At 35.0% G+C, this 16,030-nt stretch carries 18 protein-coding genes; 11 read left to right on the top strand and 7 right to left on the bottom strand.

Annotated features, from left to right (window positions below; genetic code table 11):
• Positions 1-293: 293 nt before the first annotated feature.
• Complete coding sequence (locus tag NG806_RS16810; RefSeq protein ID WP_214830500.1) at positions 294-1,172, bottom strand: AraC family transcriptional regulator; 879 nt, start codon at positions 1,170-1,172, stop codon at positions 294-296.
• Between the two features lie 148 nt (positions 1,173-1,320).
• Here NG806_RS16810 and NG806_RS16805 point away from each other — a divergent pair, with 148 nt between their 5' ends.
• From NG806_RS16805 to fabF, 7 genes are all read left to right on the top strand, one after another.
• Positions 1,321-2,193 (top strand): helix-turn-helix domain-containing protein, encoded by an 873-nt coding sequence (locus NG806_RS16805; RefSeq protein ID WP_214830498.1) that lies wholly within the window; start codon positions 1,321-1,323, stop codon positions 2,191-2,193.
• An 87-nt stretch (positions 2,194-2,280) separates the two neighbouring features.
• Positions 2,281-2,697, top strand: a complete 417-nt coding sequence (locus NG806_RS16800; RefSeq protein WP_089028566.1) for an OsmC family protein — start codon at positions 2,281-2,283, stop codon at positions 2,695-2,697.
• Positions 2,698-2,742: 45 nt separating this feature from the next.
• Entirely contained in the window at positions 2,743-3,723 is a 981-nt protein-coding gene (locus NG806_RS16795; RefSeq protein WP_261510765.1) for an alpha/beta hydrolase, read from the top strand.
• A 99-nt stretch (positions 3,724-3,822) separates the two neighbouring features.
• On the top strand, positions 3,823-4,428 hold the full coding sequence (locus NG806_RS16790; RefSeq protein WP_214830494.1) for a TetR/AcrR family transcriptional regulator: 606 nt from the start codon (positions 3,823-3,825) through the stop codon (positions 4,426-4,428).
• Between the two features lie 10 nt (positions 4,429-4,438).
• Positions 4,439-5,707 (top strand): acetyl-CoA C-acetyltransferase, encoded by a 1,269-nt coding sequence (locus NG806_RS16785; protein ID WP_261510762.1) that lies wholly within the window; start codon positions 4,439-4,441, stop codon positions 5,705-5,707.
• Positions 5,708-5,717: 10 nt separating this feature from the next.
• Positions 5,718-6,143, top strand: coding sequence for a PaaI family thioesterase (locus tag NG806_RS16780; protein ID WP_261510761.1), 426 nt, complete (start codon positions 5,718-5,720; stop codon positions 6,141-6,143).
• A gap of 2 nt (positions 6,144-6,145) precedes the next feature.
• Positions 6,146-7,390: a beta-ketoacyl-ACP synthase II gene (fabF, locus tag NG806_RS16775; protein WP_214830484.1), complete on the top strand. Its 1,245-nt coding sequence runs from the start codon at positions 6,146-6,148 to the stop codon at positions 7,388-7,390.
• A 74-nt stretch (positions 7,391-7,464) separates the two neighbouring features.
• On the opposite strand, the gene NG806_RS16770 is transcribed toward fabF, so the two are convergent.
• From NG806_RS16770 to msrB, 4 genes are all read right to left on the bottom strand, one after another.
• Positions 7,465-7,845, bottom strand: a complete 381-nt coding sequence (locus NG806_RS16770) for a cupin domain-containing protein (protein ID WP_261510758.1) — start codon at positions 7,843-7,845, stop codon at positions 7,465-7,467.
• Positions 7,846-7,912: 67 nt separating this feature from the next.
• Complete coding sequence (locus NG806_RS16765; protein ID WP_261510756.1) at positions 7,913-8,671, bottom strand: murein L,D-transpeptidase catalytic domain family protein; 759 nt, start codon at positions 8,669-8,671, stop codon at positions 7,913-7,915.
• A 98-nt stretch (positions 8,672-8,769) separates the two neighbouring features.
• The gene (locus tag NG806_RS16760; protein ID WP_214830479.1) at positions 8,770-9,159 is read right to left on the bottom strand and encodes a DUF7079 family protein; all 390 of its coding nucleotides are present in this window, start codon (positions 9,157-9,159) and stop codon (positions 8,770-8,772) included.
• A 7-nt stretch (positions 9,160-9,166) separates the two neighbouring features.
• Positions 9,167-9,610 (bottom strand): peptide-methionine (R)-S-oxide reductase MsrB, encoded by a 444-nt coding sequence (gene msrB, locus NG806_RS16755; RefSeq protein WP_214830477.1) that lies wholly within the window; start codon positions 9,608-9,610, stop codon positions 9,167-9,169.
• 105 nt (positions 9,611-9,715) lie between these two features.
• Here msrB and NG806_RS16750 point away from each other — a divergent pair, with 105 nt between their 5' ends.
• Both NG806_RS16750 and NG806_RS16745 read left to right on the top strand, forming a co-directional pair.
• Complete coding sequence (locus NG806_RS16750; protein WP_261510752.1) at positions 9,716-10,960, top strand: DUF445 domain-containing protein; 1,245 nt, start codon at positions 9,716-9,718, stop codon at positions 10,958-10,960.
• Between the two features lie 30 nt (positions 10,961-10,990).
• Positions 10,991-11,875, top strand: coding sequence for a hypothetical protein (locus NG806_RS16745; RefSeq protein WP_261510750.1), 885 nt, complete (start codon positions 10,991-10,993; stop codon positions 11,873-11,875).
• A 172-nt stretch (positions 11,876-12,047) separates the two neighbouring features.
• Here the strand turns inward: NG806_RS16745 and NG806_RS16740 are convergent, their stop codons facing one another.
• On the bottom strand, positions 12,048-13,070 hold the full coding sequence (locus NG806_RS16740; protein ID WP_261510748.1) for a quinone-dependent dihydroorotate dehydrogenase: 1,023 nt from the start codon (positions 13,068-13,070) through the stop codon (positions 12,048-12,050).
• Between the two features lie 83 nt (positions 13,071-13,153).
• The gene (locus NG806_RS16735; RefSeq protein ID WP_261510746.1) at positions 13,154-13,849 is read right to left on the bottom strand and encodes a pseudouridine synthase; all 696 of its coding nucleotides are present in this window, start codon (positions 13,847-13,849) and stop codon (positions 13,154-13,156) included.
• A 152-nt stretch (positions 13,850-14,001) separates the two neighbouring features.
• Here NG806_RS16735 and NG806_RS16730 point away from each other — a divergent pair, with 152 nt between their 5' ends.
• Both NG806_RS16730 and NG806_RS16725 read left to right on the top strand, forming a co-directional pair.
• Complete coding sequence (locus NG806_RS16730) at positions 14,002-14,202, top strand: hypothetical protein (RefSeq protein ID WP_214830461.1); 201 nt, start codon at positions 14,002-14,004, stop codon at positions 14,200-14,202.
• 236 nt (positions 14,203-14,438) lie between these two features.
• Positions 14,439-15,980 (top strand): glycine--tRNA ligase, encoded by a 1,542-nt coding sequence (locus NG806_RS16725; protein WP_261510743.1) that lies wholly within the window; start codon positions 14,439-14,441, stop codon positions 15,978-15,980.
• Positions 15,981-16,030 lie beyond the last annotated feature (50 nt).

Below are 16,030 nucleotides of genomic sequence, written 5' to 3'. Positions count from 1 at the left end.
AATTCATATTGACAAATCTAATTTTTGTGCTCAATTAGATATAATACTATTTTGTCATAAAACGATATTATTTTTTCTAACATTTTTTAAGCCGTCTTATTTTCTCCTGACAGACAGTCTTTTATAATACTTTTAGAGATTAAAAATAATAGGTGTTTTTGATGATTTTTGCATGCAAATTGTGATTTATAATCAATTTATTCTGTCATTCTTATCGGTTTACTGCTTATCAAAAGAAAATCCGAATACCTAAATCCGGACTCAAGAATATGAAATCTTTTAAATAAAAAATATCATTCTATCTTTTTAACTCCTTTAAACTGCTCCTTAAATTCTGTGGGTGTTGTTTTTTTTATGGATTTAAAAACCTTATTAAAGTTGGCAATATTATTAAAACCTGCTTCAAAAGCAATTTCAGAAATAGTAAGGTTTTTTTCCATTAGCCAACGGGCAGCATAACTTACTCTTATCTCATTGAGGTAGTTCACAAAAGTTTTACCTGTCCTTTTCTTGATAAACCTATTAAAGCTCACACTACTCATATTGATCAGTGAGGCTATATGATCTAAGGTGATTTTATTTTCAAAGTTTTTATGAACGAAATCATGGATCGTTTTCATTTTATCACTATCCACAAATGTCTCAAGTTCAATACTATAGGATGATAAAAATGTTTTATTTTCAGCGGTAGCCAATTCATTGAGAATTTTCATGATCTCTATAAAAGATTCAAAACTATTCATCTTTGATAAATTAAGAAATGATTCCTTCAGCTTTTCTGCCGTTTCCTTCGAGAACAAAATTCCCCTGATCGATTCATTGATCAAATTGCTAATGGGTTTCAGAATATTTTTCTGCATCAGAGATTGGTTAAAGAAATCCTGATTGAACTGTACTACAATTTCATACGTTTTCTTGTTCTTACATTTATAATTCGCCCAGCAATGTGGAAGATTAGGACCAACCAGCACTAATTCGATCTCTCCGATCTCTCCCGTATGATCACCTACCATCCGGCGATATCCTTTTCCTTTATAAATAAAATTGATCTCAATTTCCGGGTGATAATGATAGGGGAAATCAAAGGATGTTTTTATCCTGTCAAATACAAGAAAACTATCCTCTGGAGATAGAGGAGTTATTTCTCTCAGAATATTTTCTAAACTGCTCATATAGTTTTTAAAGAAAATTATATTTAAATGTAAATATTGATCATAGAATTATCGGAAATATATAAATTTTTATTCTTACATGCATGATACGAAGAATTAATAGAATTGACATTATTCATTTTTGTATCTTTATTGTTAAAGTATATCAATGCTCTCACAAAGTTTAATTTTTGAAGACCCTTATAAAAAGTTTGGATTCGATGTTTTTTCTGAAGAAAATTTAGACACCCTTAAAGAAAATAGGTTCCGTTCCGAGATCAAAATTTTTTTTGTTCCTCCTGGATATGAACTCAGTGTGGATTTCAATCATTACAAGACAGACGTACCTACGCTGTTTTTTCTTACTAATCAATACCTCGATGTAAAAAAGGGAAACCCGAACGAATCTGTTCTTCTTTATTATAATAGGGACTTTTACTGCATTCAGATCCACGATAAAGAAGTTGCCTGTGATGGGCTTCTTTTTCACAACATTTTTGAAATTCCAAAAGTAGAACTTGATTCAGAGGAGTCTATCGTTATTGAAAGTTTACTTAAAAATATAAGGCATGAGCTCGAATGGAAACAGTCGTCGAATGAGGAAATGATCAGAACCTATCTGAAACAGATTATCATTCATTCAACAAGAAAATGGAAAAAGCAAAACCTGGAAACGGATGTCGTTAATATTCCTGGTAATGAATTGGATGTATTCAGAGACTTTAGCAGAAACCTGGAAATCCATTTCAGGGAAAAACATAATGTTGCCGATTATGCAGAAATATTGCGTATTGCCCCAAAAACATTGACTCATAAATTTAAACATTTAAATTTGGAATCTCCAAATCAGTTGATCATTAACAGGATTTTGCTCGAAGCGAAAAGGCTACTATTTTATACGGATAAACCGGTAAAAGAAATTGCTTACGACCTCGGATATGAAGACCCTGCTTATTTCAACAGACTTTTTACAAACAAAGTAGGCAGTACACCTTCCAATTTCAAAAAAAGTTACTCATCGGGAAAAAAGTACAATATTTAGTTCTTTTTATCTATTGAGATCAACCCATCAACACCATACCTTTGTCATATCAAAAATCAATTTAAAATAATTTAAAAACAAAACATTATGAAACGTAACGCAACAGCCGTTTGGAACGGTAACATCAAAGAAGGAAAAGGAAGTTTAACGACTCAAAGTACTACTTTAAACGAAACACAGTATTCTTTCAACAGCCGCTTTGCTGATGGAGTAGGAACAAACCCGGAAGAGTTATTGGCTGCTGCTCACGCAGGATGCTTTACCATGAAACTAAGTGCAGAATTATCACAAGCAGGTTTTACTCCTGAGGAATTAAAAACAACTTCTGTGATTACCCTTGATCCAAGTATCGGAAAAATTACGAAGTCGGAATTAACTTTAACTGCAAAAGTTCCTGGCCTTTCTGAAGAGGATTTCCAAAAGTATGCTAAAATAGCTGAAGAAGGATGTCCTGTAAGTGCAGCTTTCAATTTTGAAATTACCTTGAATGCTACTTTAGCTTAAAACCTTACTACTATAACCAATTAACAACCTTAAAAACCAAACATTATGTCACACCATATCCAACCCGCAGAAACCGATCCACATATTCTAAAAGATATTCGCGCATTTCTTAAAGAACTCAACGGTGGAGGCGGAAAACCAATTGAAGAAATGTCGCCTGAAGACGCAAGACAAGTTCTTGTGGGAGCACAAAAATCAGTAAGTTTTGATTATTCTGATATTGAAGAGTCTGAAAGAACAATTACCCAGGATGGAATTTCACTAAATATCCACATTGTAAAACCTAAAGGAGCAAAAGATAATCTTCCGGTATTTATGTTCTTCCATGGTGGCGGATGGGTTTTAGGAGATTTTCCTACTCATAAAAGATTAGTGAGGGATCTTGTTGTAAAAAGTGGTGCTGTTGCAGTATTCCCGGATTACACACCTTCTCCTGAAGCTCAATATCCTACAGCTGTTAATCAAGCATATGCCGCTACAAAATGGGTTGCTGAAAATGGGAAAGATATTGGCGTTGATGGTTCAAAATTAGCGGTCGTTGGAAATAGTGTGGGTGGAAATATGGCTGCAGTAGTTTCTTTGATGGCAAAAGACAAAAACGGACCAAAACTTCAATACCAGGTTTTATTATGGCCAGTTACTGACTCTGATTTCTCAAGAGAATCTTATGAAAAATATGGACAGGAAAGATTTTTAACTGCTCCGTTAATGAAATGGATGTGGGATAACTATACCACAGATCTTGAAAAAAGAAAAGAGAAATATGCTTCACCATATCAGGCTTCTCTTGAAGAACTGAAAGGATTACCTCCGGCATTGCTTCACGTTGCTGAAAATGATATTCTTCATGACGAAGGGGTAGCCTACGGAAGAAAATTGGACGAAGCAGGAGTTCCTACCACACTTGCTGTTTATAAAGGATTCATTCACGATTACGGAATGCTGAATCCATTGGCTCACATTCCCGCCATTCAGGAATCAATAGCTCAGGCAGCTTCAACAATAAAAGAAGCTTTATTTAAATAAAATCATATTAAGTCTGGGAGTTAACACTCTCAGACTTAGTTTTAAAACCAAATATACCATTTGGTATATTTTTGTATATTTGCATATAATTTCATGATTATGTCAAAAGCAGAAAAGACCAAACAGTTTATTATTGAGACAACAGCCCCCTTATTTAATAAGAAAGGCTATCTCTCAACGACGCTTTCGGACATTACGGAAGCTACAGGATTAACAAAAGGCAGTATTTATGGCAACTTTGAAAACAAAGACGAAGTGGCGCTTGAAGCTTATAAATACAATTCAACATTATTGAGTAAGAGTATGGCCAGATCTTTGGGAGAGGACTTTCCTTCTGCCCTGGATAAATTAAAGGCCTTTGTCAATTTTTATCGCAAAAGCTGGAAAGCAGTTTTTCTTAATGGTGGATGTCCTCTGATGAATGCTGCTACCGAGGCAGACGATACTTTCCCAATACTAAAAAAACAGGTAACTCTATCTTTTGAGGGGTGGATTAAAAAAATCTCAACAACAATTGTTGAAGGTCAGAAAAATGGAGAGCTTAAGAAAAATGCGAACGCCAACGAATTGGCTTCCCTATTCATTATGCTAACCGAAGGAGGAATTTTACTTTCCAAAACAACTGGTGATGAAAGCTATCTAAATCTTGCCTTAGACAGAATATTATTAATTATAGATCAGGAACTCAATATCATTCCATCATAAATTTTATCATATGGAAACAAAAAAAGTGGCTATTATAGGATACAACAGAATTCCTTTTGCCAGAATGAATACCGCTTATGCAAATGCCGGAAATCAGGATTTGCTGGTCTCTGCTTTAAATGGATTAATAGACCGCTATCATCTGAAAGGGAAACTTCTTGGAGAAGTTGCCGGTGGTGCTGTTATCAAACATATTTCGGAAAGCAACCTCATCAGAGAAACCGTAATGAATACTTCTCTGGATCAGGCAACTCCGGCATGTGATCTGCAACAGGCCTGTGATACTGGAATTGAAGCCGCAATCTATATTGGAAATAAAATTGCCTTGGGTCAAATAGAAAGTGGCATCGCCTGTGGTGTCGAAGCAATGAGCAATATTCCTTTTGAATCATCAGCAAGATTGCGTAAAGCTCTCCTAAAAGCTAATAAAGAAAAATCAGCTTTCGGAAAGTTAAAGCAATTATTAAGTCCTAAGCTGAAAGACTGGATGCCAATTCCTTATAAAGGGCAAGAACCTAAAACTGGTTTAGTGATGGGTGAACACACGGAAATAACTGCAAAATACTACCAGATATCCCGGGAAGATCAGGACGAACTGGCTTTTAAAAGTCACAAAAATATGGCAAAAGCTTATGATGAAGGTTTCTTTAGTGATATGATCACCCCTGCTTTTGGCCTGGATAAAGACAACAACCTGCGCATTGATACAAGTCTTGAAAAATTAGCTCAGCTAAAACCCGCTTTTGATAAAAAAAACGGAACCTTAACAGCTGGAAATTCTACCCCATTTACAGATGGAGCTTCAGCTATTTTATTAGCAAGTGAAGAATGGGCAAAAGAAAATAACCTCCCGATCTTAGCATATATTACCTTTTCAGAATTAGCCGGAATTGAATATGTTGAAAATAAACAAAATTTACTTTTAGCGCCTGTTTTTGCAGCAGAAAGAATGTTGAAAAAAGCAGGAATGAGCCTTGAAGATTTTGATTATTATGAAATCCATGAAGCTTTTGCAGCACAGGTTCTGGCAACAATTAAAATTTGGGAAAATGATGATCTCGCTAAAAAATTTGGCCTCGAAAAAGCATTGGGAAAAATAGACAGAAATAAACTTAACGTAAAAGGAGGAAGCCTTGCTGCAGCCCATCCATTTGCAGCAACAGGTGGTAGAATAATTGCCACACTGGCTAAACTTTTAAATGAAAAAGGAAGTGGAAAAGGCTTTATTTCAATTTGTGCGGCCAGAGGGCAGGGAATTACAATGATCTTAGAAAAATAAGAATTACAATATGGATCGATTAGAACAGTTAAGACAATTCATTGGAAGGGAATTTGATCAGTCTCCTTCACCTTTTATGAAATGGCTGAATCCCATTATTATTTCCGTAGAAGAAGGAAATCTGGAATTTCAGTATACCGTACGTCCGGAGTGGCTGAATCCTATTGGCAAACTTCATGGTGGAGTAACCGCGGCTATTGTTGATGACATGATAGGTGCCACTATGTTTTCACTAAATGAAAATTCTTTCATAACAACCATAAATAATGTCATCGATTATTTTTCAACTGCGAAAGAAAATGATAATATTGTAGCGGAAACTAAAATCATTAAAAGAGGGAAGCAATTTGTGAATGCCCAATGCGAAATATGGAACGCAGATAAAACAAGATTAATTGCAAGGGGAACCTCTAATTTATTTAAAATCAATAACTAGGTATGAAAAGAGTTGTCATTACAGGAATGGGTGCTGTTACACCCTTGGGAAACAATGTCGAAGATTTCTGGCAAAACAGTATTAATGGAGTAAGCGGAGCTGCTTTGATCAAACATTTCGATGCAGAAAAATTTAAAGTTCACTTTGCATGCGAAGTAAAAGGTTTTGATCCTAAAGTTCATTTAACTCATAATGAAATAAAAAGAAGTGATCTTTTCACACAGTATGCAATGTATGCCTCTGCAGAAGCGATTCAGGATTCAGGATTAGATTTTGAAAATATGGATCCTTTTGACACCGGAGTGATCTGGGGAACAGGACAGGGAGGGATGTTAACTTTCGAAAATGAAGTTGCAGAATATTATACTGGGGATGGAACGCCCCGTTTTAATCCGTTCTTTGTGCCAAAATTCATTGCTAACATGGCTTCCGGAATGATTTCCATGAAATATGGACTTCAGGGAATTAATTATACCACCGTTTCTGCTTGTGCAACTGGAAATACAGCATTAATGGATGCCTTTAACTATATCCGTTTAGGCAAAGCAAAAGTAATTATCAGTGGGGGTTCAGAAGCTGGTATTACCCCGGCTTCAGTGGGTGGATTCTCTACTATGAAAGCCATGTCTACGAGAAATGATGATTTTGCAACAGCAAGCCGCCCTTACGACGCTGAGAGAGACGGCTTTGTGATCGGAGAAGGTGCTGGCTCTCTTGTTCTTGAAGAATATGAGCATGCAAAAAGCAGAGGAGCAATAATATATGCTGAATTGGTAGGTGCAGCAATGACTGCAGATGCCTATCATATGACTGCACCTCATCCTGAGGGAGCAGGGGCAATCAAAGCGATGCAGCTATCTCTTAAGGAAGCTGGTGTAAATGCAGAAGATATTGACTATATCAATCCACATGCTACCTCAACACCCCTGGGCGATCTAATTGAGCTAAAAGCGATCAGCAGTATTTTCAAAGGAAGTAAAAAACTGGATATCAGTGGAACGAAATCAATGACGGGACATTTATTAGGTGCTGCAGGTGCTGCAGAAGCGATACTCTCGATAAAAGCGATCCAAAATGGAATTATTCCACCAACCATTAACCTTCATAACATTGATCCGAATATTCCAAAAGATGTTAACATCGTATTTAATGAAGCAAAAGAAAAGGATATTACTTATGCATTAAGTAATGCTTTTGGATTTGGCGGGCATAATGCAACAGTGATTTTCAAAAAATTTAGCCACTAATATCTCGCAGATCAAAGAGATTCAGCAGATTTTAGATACAAAAAAAAGCAGTCAAAATTGACTGCTTTCTCATTTTATTCAGAATCAGGAATAAAAAAATCATCTTCACCCTCTGCAATTGGAATATAAAGCCTCTCCCATTGATCTCCCTTCATTATTTCCCAACTATGACCAACACCATCAGTATCTCCTGCAACTAGAATTATTCCCGGTTCAATTAGAAATGTAGAACCATCACTAACTTTAAATAAAATTTTTCCTTTTAATGTGACCACATACTGCCTCCTGGGAGCTGGATGTACATTCTTTTCCCATTCTTCTGTCATGGTACTTATCCAAAAAGTAGTGGTATTCATGGATTTCAATGTGGGTATTTTACCTTTCTCGAATTTGCTTGTTCCATCAGGATTACTTAGCAATCTAAAAGAAGGTACAAACTCACTTTTGTTTTCCATGTTATATTTAATTATTTCTTACGGCACCATTATATATGTGAGCACCATTTATATTACTCCCTGTAAATTAAGACTTCAACCATTCAGACGAAGAAAGATAATTCTGATCAGGATAATAAATGAAGAGGCAATTTCTTCCTTTTATGGTATTAATGATAGGAGCAGTAAGGTCTTTTGGAATTGCGGGACACCCCCAGCTTCTTCCAATTCTTTTATGCATTGTGGCAAACTCTTCACTTACATAGTTCGCTCCATGCATTACAATTGCTCTTTTGTAGGCCGCATCATTAAATCCTTTATCCATTCCCAGTAATCTTAAAGAATATCCGTTGTCTCCATTATAGGTAGCATCCGTAATATAAAATCCCATGCTGCTTTGAAGTGAGCTTTCAGTATTTGAAAAGTTTGTTGCAAATTCCTCACCGGTGTTTTTTCCGTGAGCAACCAATGAATTAAATAGTACTTTCTTTTCCTGTGTATCAATCACCCAAAGTCTGTTTGTATTTGAAGACATAGAAAAATCGCAGATAGTTAATAAGTGCGAATCCTGGTTCAGCAATCCTGCCTTTTTCAAATTTTCAAATCCTGTTAATGCTTTAAAAAACACTTCTTCATTAAGCTCATGCCCTGGTTCAAATACAATTGATTTATATAATGCTTCTGATGAAGATACTGTACTTATCGTCTTCTCAGATTTCGTATCGTTTACTCTTTCAATTTTTTCTGTGCTTATGATCTCACTCCTTAAATTTCCTTTCTCCGGGGAAACATAAAATGAAGTAGTAACCATATACGCAAAGCCTAATAGGCTATATAATCCTTTCATTCAATCCTATGTAAAATATCAATTAGTGGAGCAAAATTATAAAAACATAATTACCAGACAGTTATAACTCTAAAAAGTTTAACTCTATTTAAGAAACTTTAACGGCCGTCAAAAGCATCTATCTGATTATAAATCTCTTCCAGTCTTTTCCAATAACTCCTATTTACAGGTTCATATAGAACATAAATACATTTGATGGCAAAAATATCCAGTGTACTTCTGGATTCCATCCAGTTCATAATATTTTTAACTAATCTTTTTTCATCAAATCCGCCCCATTCTCCAGCCGGATTTAATAGATTAGAAAAGAGCACTGGAAAAACTTCGTACTGATCAATTCTTTTAATTTCATCAAAACTAAAAGGGCTTTTATAAAGGCTTAAAGCTACATATTGAAAATCCGATTCCTGAAGTTCTGTATCCAGGTATAATTCGGATAATACATTCCATACCAGTTTTCGCTCATCCAGATGTTGCAGCTCTTCCAAAACAAATCTATTCTTTGGAATCCGGAACAAATTCCAGGCTCACGGAATTCATACAATATCTAAGTCCGGTAGGTTTTGGTCCATCATCAAAAACGTGCCCTAAATGAGAATCACATCTTTTGCAAAGCACCTCTACTCTTTCCATCCCATAAGCAGTATCTCTTTTATAATAAACACCTTCTTTATCGGCTTCAAAGAAACTTGGCCACCCGCAACTGCTTGCGAATTTTGATGTGGAACGAAACAAATGATGCCCGCAGACGGCACAATAATAGTCTCCTATTTCATCAAATTCATTATATTTTCCTGTAAAAGCCCTTTCCGTTGCAGCTTCTCTTGATACAGCATACAGATCCGGAGCCAAGATTTTTTTCCATTCTTCATTGGAAATGTTCAATTTTGTGGTATCTGTTCTTGAATAGTATGGATTGTTTTTTGCTTGGTTTTCCATAAATGTAATTTTGACAGGTTAAAGATTCTGCGAATGTAGTTGCAGAAAAACGATTACTCTAAATGAAATTAAAATTTCATAACCAAATTTACTAAATTTGATCATATGAATGATGAAGCTAAAAGAAAACAATTAAGAAAATATAAAGCTTTTGCTACTGGATTATTTGTTGTGATGGCGATAATTTTTGTGATTACCACTATTCTCCAGAAAACAAATACTTCCCATTGGATCGGTTATGTCCGTGCATTTTCTGAAGCTGCAATGGTAGGTGCCTTGGCTGACTGGTTTGCAGTAACCGCTTTATTCCGCCATCCGCTTGGGATCCCTATTCCCCATACCAATCTTATCGAAAACAGCAAAGAAAGATTGGGAGACAACCTTGGAAGCTTTGTGGTCACCAATTTCCTTTCCCCTCAAAATATTCGTCCCTATATTCAAAAGCTTAAAATTTCAAATTTTGTCGGTGAATGGCTGGTTAAAGAAAAGAATCAGGAAATTTTAATTAGAAACCTCTCTGATATTGTCCTTGACATTCTAAATAAATTGGATGATTCTGCTGTGAGTGGTTTTATCAGTAAAAAAGTTTCTGAAATGACGAATGATATTAAATTCAACGTTATTATTGGAAACGGGATCAATTATCTATTGGATAAAAACGACCATCAAAGGATTATAACCAATCTTTCAAAACAGATCAAAGACTATATCATTGAAAATGAAGAAATGATCGAGGACCGGGTGAAAAAGGGCAGTTATTCTTTTATCCCCTCGTTCGTTGACAATAAAATTGCCGAAAAAATAGCAAGTGGGCTTTCTCATTTTTTTAAAGAAGTAGAAGAAGATCCTCAACATGAGATCCGTTCATTAATTACAAAAAAGATTTACGAATTTTCGCAGGACTTAAAAGAGGATCCAAAATGGGAAGGTGAGTTTAAAAATATCAAAGATGGGCTTCTTAAAAATGATAAGCTGAATGAATATTCTAATGATATCTGGATTTCTATTAAAAGTACTCTGACTAAAGAGCTTCAGGAAGACCAATCTTCTCTTAAAAAATACATCTCCCAAAACTTAAATGAGTTTTCTCAGAATTTAAAAACTGACGAAAAACTTCAAAACAAAATCGATCATTGGGTACGTGTTACCGCTTATAAATATATTCTTAAAAACACCCATCAGTTTGGGAACCTCATCAGCTCAACGGTTGGAAATTGGAAAGGCAAGGAGCTAAGTGAAAAAATGGAACTTGAAGTTGGTAAGGACCTTCAGTTCATCCGGGTAAACGGAACACTGGTAGGAGGATTGGTTGGCTTAATTATTTACACTATTGCCCATTTCTTTATATGATCAAAAACTAAAACTAAGTATAACCAAATCATGAAAAAAATCATTTTACTACTCCTATACTTCATAGGCTGTCTTTCCTTCGCTCAAAAAGTTGAACTGAAAGACATTACAGATTCATCACAAATCTTCAAAGGAGAAATTGCAGGAGTTCCAATTACTATGCAATTACGTTATGCTGGAATTGTAGATTGCAGTCAATATCAACATTTTGTCGATGGATGGTATTATTATGATAAGTACCAGAAAAAAATCCCGTTAACCGGTATTTATGATTATGGAAATCTATATCTCTACAACTTTGGAAACAAACAAAAACAAAGTTCAAAAATACTTGTTGAAAAGATTACATCACCGCGACTGATCGAAAAAACAGACAGTATTGCAAAAACATTGAATCCCAAAGAAATTTTAAACTTTCAAAGTGATCATGCAGAACATGAAATTTCCGGAACTTTTATCCTGGGAAATACCACACACCCTGCAAAACTATTAACGAAAAACAGTATGATCTACAGATTCAACAACTATCTGATTCTCCCTAACAACAAAAAGATCAATACTTACGATTTCATAGATCCATACGGTGGCAATGAACTTGTTTCTTATATTTCCGATAAAACCGGAAATAGGGTCTTATTGTATTTTGAACGTACCTCCAATTTCAATGCTTGTGGAATGTGCGGAGCCAGTGAAGGAGAAAAGGGATATCGGGTTTTATACTTTACCAGCGACTGGAATTACAAAAAATACCAGGATTTTCTTACGGAAAGCTGTATCAATAATATTTACGATACTACAGAAAGTAAGACCAAGGATCCAAAAGTTTTGAAATTTAGTATTAAAAAAACAACGACAAGTCCTGCTTATACTTTGGTTGTAGATATTAAAAATGCTTCAGTTGTAAAATCGAAATAATATTAAAACAAAGGAAGTTGTTTATTTACAGCCTGGTTCTGCCATTTCGACGAAAGGAGAAATCTTTTAAATATTAGCATGCTCTTTTAAACGTTAGGGATTTTCTACAGGATTAAACCTTGGCATTCTTACAGAATACCAATTCAAATGTCACCTGAATTTAAAATCTATTCTACCTTGGCAGTCTACTTGCTCTTTTTAAAAGCTCTTGGTTGATTTCGTTGATCAATTCCGGACCTTCATAAATAAATCCTGTATAAAGCTGTATTAAACTTGCTCCAGCATCCAGTTTTTCAATAGCATCTTTTGCAGAATGAATCCCACCGACTCCAATGATCGGGAAAGCTCTACCACTTTTTTCAGAAAGAAAACGGATTACCTCTGTAGATCTTTTTGTTAAAGGTTTTCCGGAAAGTCCACCTGTTTCAGATTTATTTTCAGAAGTTAAATTTTCGCGGGAAAGTGTTGTATTTGTAGCAATAACACCAGCAATCTTTGTATCTTTTACAATATCAATGATGTCCAATAATTGATCGTCGGATAAATCTGGAGCTATTTTTAAAAGAATAGGTTTTGGATTAGCTTTCTCAGTATTCATCTGCTGTAAAGTACCTAAAAGCTGTGTTAAAGGCTCTTTATCCTGAAGCTCACGAAGGTTTGGTGTATTGGGAGAACTCACATTTACTACAAAATAATCTACATAGGGGAAAAGTTTCTCAAAACAAATTTTGTAATCGTTTACAGCTTCTTCATTAGGAGTCACCTTGTTTTTTCCTATGTTTCCGCCGATAAGGACATTTTTATTTTTTTTAAGTCTTTCAACAGCAGCATCTACTCCTTCATTGTTGAACCCCATTCTGTTGATGATAGCAGAATCTTCTTTCAGACGAAAAAGTCTTTTCTTATCATTACCAAGTTGTCCTTTTGGAGTCAGCGTTCCAATTTCAACAAAACCAAAACCAAGATCTGAAAGCTCTTCAAAAAGCACTGCATTTTTATCAAAACCGGCAGCCAATCCAACTGGATTCTTAAATTTCAAACCGAAGACTTCCCTTTCCAATCTCTTATCTTCAATAGGTTTTGGAAGAAAAAGTTTTGTTAAGAAAGAGAAATTTTTAAGCATTGAAAAAGTAAAATAGTGAACTTCTTCAGGGTCAAATTTAAAAAGAATGGGACGGATCAGGTTTTTGTACATTGCCTTTTTTGGGAGACAAAGATAGCTGTTTTAGTGGAGAGTTGAAAATGGAAAGTTGAAATTGGATAGGTCTTACAAACATGTCAGGAATACAAAGTCAAATCAAAATTCAAAATATCTCCTACTCTTTTGAATTCGTCATCGATAGTTGCATTTACCATAATTCTTTCGTTAGAAATAGGATGATTAAAAACCAATTGATGGGCGTGAAGCGTCATTTTGTTGATGCTAAATGTTTGAAGCCACAACTTATTTTGTTTGTTGCATCCGTGCTTACGACAGCCTAAAATAGGATGTAAAATATGCTTAAAATGCTTTCTCAACTGATGAAATCTTCCCGTTTCAGGAATGGCTTCAACTAAACAATATCTTGAAGTTTGATGTTTTAAAAAAGGTAATTCTATTTCTGAAATCTGTAAACGATGATAATACGTAATCGCGTTTTGCCTGACTTCGTTTTCATTAATTAAATCATAATCAATAGTTTCTTCTTCTTTTGCCCAACCACGAAGAATTGCAATGTATTTCTTTTCAACCTGCCGTGTAGCAAATTGCTCACTCATGATTTTCAACGTTTCTTTATCTAAAGTGAACAGCAAAACACCCGAAGTTTTTCGGTCAAGGCGATGTATGGGAAAAACATATTGCCCAATCTGCTTTCTTAATTCCTGAATAGCATAAGTATCTGCTTCTCCGGAATAAAAAGATTTATGAACCAATAATCCGCTTGGTTTATTGATGGCAATAAGATATTCATCGCGATAAAGAATTTCTAACATGGGACAAAAGTAGAAATTTTCGATCGATCTAGCCCGATTATAGTAGCATCATTTTGCGGAGTAAATACTTGATATTTCATTTACAATTCATCCTGTTAATAAAAATTTCAGTCCTATTTTCAAAAATCTCTATATTTATGTAATTTAAGAATATGAACGAATATTTTAATTTTTTCGTAGCACTTGTTATTATTTCCATAGTGGCAGTCGCTATTACTTTAGCAGCGACAGATCCTAAAAAGAATAAAGTAACAAGAATATTATTATTAATTGTAGCTGCAATTATATTCATTATCGGAGCTGGTGGTTGTTTGTTGATGACAATTTCTAATGTTGGTTCTTATCGATATTGATCCTTTGTCAAGCATAAAAATATAGTTGTAAAACTAATCGAACGATCTCTAAACCTGAAAAATCTCAGGCCCTCGGTTTCTGTTAATCTCATTATTTTCACAGAATGGTTTATCATTAAGCTATCATTTTTAGCATCCTAAATATTTAAAAGCAGTTTTTTAACTGCTTTTTTTGTTGAATTTCATGAATTTGGATTCCAAATTCATATTTTTGCACTTCAGACGTAAAAAAAATTATGGCAAAGCAAGAAGATGTTTTCAAGAAAGTGATTTCTCACGCTAAAGAATATGGTTTTATTTTCCCTTCCAGTGAGATCTATGACGGTTTATCCGCTGTTTATGACTATGGGCAGAATGGTGCTGAACTAAAAAATAATATCAAACAATATTGGTGGAAAGCAATGGTACAGCTTAACGAAAATATTGTGGGTATCGATTCAGCGATCCTTATGCACCCAACTACTTGGAAAGCATCAGGCCACGTGGACGCTTTTAACGATCCATTAATTGACAATAAAGATTCTAAAAAGCGTTTCAGAGCAGATGTTTTGGTAGAAGACTATTGTGCTAAAATTGAAGATAAAGAAAATAAGGAAATTGAAAAGGCGGCAAAAAGATTCGGAGATTCTTTTGATAAGGCTCAGTTTGAAGCTACCAATCCTAAAATCCTGGAATACCGAGCAAAAAGAGAGGCTATTCTTTCAAGATTAGCGAAGTCTCTGGAAAATGAAGACCTTGCTGATGTAAAATCATTAATTGAGGAATTGGAAATTGCTGATCCTGATACCGGTTCAAAAAACTGGACGGAAGTAAGACAGTTTAACCTGATGTTCGGAACGAAATTGGGAGCTTCTGCTGATTCGGCAATGGATCTTTATTTGAGACCTGAAACGGCTCAGGGTATTTTTGTTAATTTCTTAAATGTACAAAAAACATCCCGTCATAAACTTCCTTTCGGTATCGCTCAGATCGGAAAAGCATTCAGAAATGAGATTGTTGCAAGACAGTTTATTTTCAGAATGCGTGAATTTGAACAAATGGAAATGCAGTTCTTTGTAGCTCCGGGAACAGAACTTGAATTCTATGAACAGTGGAAAACAAAACGTCTGAACTGGCATCTTGCTTTAGGTCTAGGTAATGAAAATTACAGATTCCATGATCATGAGAAATTGGCTCATTATGCTAATGCTGCTGCAGATATCGAATTTAATTTCCCATTTGGTTTTAAAGAACTTGAAGGAATTCATTCAAGAACAGATTTCGACTTAAAAGCTCATGAGAAACACTCAGGAAGAAAACTTCAGTTTTTTGATCCTGAAAGAAATGAAAACTATGTTCCTTATGTTGTCGAAACTTCTGTAGGTTTGGATAGATTATTCCTTTCTGTATTCTCTCATTGTTTAAAAGATGAAATCCTGGAAGATGGTTCAGAAAGAACAGTTCTATCTCTACCCCCTGCTTTAGCTCCGGTAAAAGCGGCAATTCTTCCTTTAATGAAGAAAGATGGTATGGCAGAATATGCTGAGAAGATCTTTAATGACCTAAAATACGATTTCAACTTATTCTATGAGGAAAAAGATGCCATCGGAAAACGATACAGAAGACAAGATGCTATTGGTACTCCTTATTGTATCACAATAGATCATGATTCCCTTATTGACCACACCGTGACGATAAGAGACAGGGACACCATGAAACAGGAAAGAGTTCCGGTATCGGAATTAAGAAGGATCATTGATGAGAAAACGAATTTCAGAAATTTACTTTCAAAAATATAGAACGAAAGCCTTGATTTTTTCAAGGCTTTTTTATTTTCTATAGGTTAATT

This window comes from Chryseobacterium paludis (assembly GCF_025403485.1).
In the GTDB taxonomy this organism is placed as follows: Bacteria; Bacteroidota; Bacteroidia; order Flavobacteriales; family Weeksellaceae; genus Chryseobacterium; species Chryseobacterium paludis.
The sequence above is the reverse complement of the archived record's forward strand: the minus strand, read 5'-3'. Positions and strand labels throughout refer to the sequence as shown.

Excerpts from the sequence above, each read along its gene's own strand:
- NG806_RS16805 (WP_214830498.1), top strand. The coding sequence starts at position 1,321 with ATGCTCTCACAAAGTTTAATTTTTGAAGACCCTTATAAAAAGTTTGGA.
- NG806_RS16780 (WP_261510761.1), top strand. The coding sequence starts at position 5,718 with ATGGATCGATTAGAACAGTTAAGACAATTCATTGGAAGGGAATTTGAT.
- NG806_RS16785 (WP_261510762.1), top strand. The coding sequence starts at position 4,439 with ATGGAAACAAAAAAAGTGGCTATTATAGGATACAACAGAATTCCTTTT.
- NG806_RS16790 (WP_214830494.1), top strand. The coding sequence starts at position 3,823 with ATGTCAAAAGCAGAAAAGACCAAACAGTTTATTATTGAGACAACAGCC.
- NG806_RS16770 (WP_261510758.1), bottom strand. The coding sequence starts at position 7,845 with ATGGAAAACAAAAGTGAGTTTGTACCTTCTTTTAGATTGCTAAGTAAT.
- NG806_RS16800 (WP_089028566.1), top strand. The coding sequence starts at position 2,281 with ATGAAACGTAACGCAACAGCCGTTTGGAACGGTAACATCAAAGAAGGA.
- fabF (WP_214830484.1), top strand. The coding sequence starts at position 6,146 with ATGAAAAGAGTTGTCATTACAGGAATGGGTGCTGTTACACCCTTGGGA.
- NG806_RS16740 (WP_261510748.1), bottom strand. The coding sequence starts at position 13,070 with ATGTACAAAAACCTGATCCGTCCCATTCTTTTTAAATTTGACCCTGAA.
- NG806_RS16745 (WP_261510750.1), top strand. The coding sequence starts at position 10,991 with ATGAAAAAAATCATTTTACTACTCCTATACTTCATAGGCTGTCTTTCC.
- NG806_RS16735 (WP_261510746.1), bottom strand. The coding sequence starts at position 13,849 with ATGTTAGAAATTCTTTATCGCGATGAATATCTTATTGCCATCAATAAA.
- NG806_RS16810 (WP_214830500.1), bottom strand. The coding sequence starts at position 1,172 with ATGAGCAGTTTAGAAAATATTCTGAGAGAAATAACTCCTCTATCTCCA.
- NG806_RS16730 (WP_214830461.1), top strand. The coding sequence starts at position 14,002 with ATGAACGAATATTTTAATTTTTTCGTAGCACTTGTTATTATTTCCATA.
- NG806_RS16795 (WP_261510765.1), top strand. The coding sequence starts at position 2,743 with ATGTCACACCATATCCAACCCGCAGAAACCGATCCACATATTCTAAAA.
- NG806_RS16750 (WP_261510752.1), top strand. The coding sequence starts at position 9,716 with ATGAATGATGAAGCTAAAAGAAAACAATTAAGAAAATATAAAGCTTTT.
- NG806_RS16725 (WP_261510743.1), top strand. The coding sequence starts at position 14,439 with ATGGCAAAGCAAGAAGATGTTTTCAAGAAAGTGATTTCTCACGCTAAA.
- msrB (WP_214830477.1), bottom strand. The coding sequence starts at position 9,610 with ATGGAAAACCAAGCAAAAAACAATCCATACTATTCAAGAACAGATACC.
- NG806_RS16765 (WP_261510756.1), bottom strand. The coding sequence starts at position 8,671 with ATGAAAGGATTATATAGCCTATTAGGCTTTGCGTATATGGTTACTACT.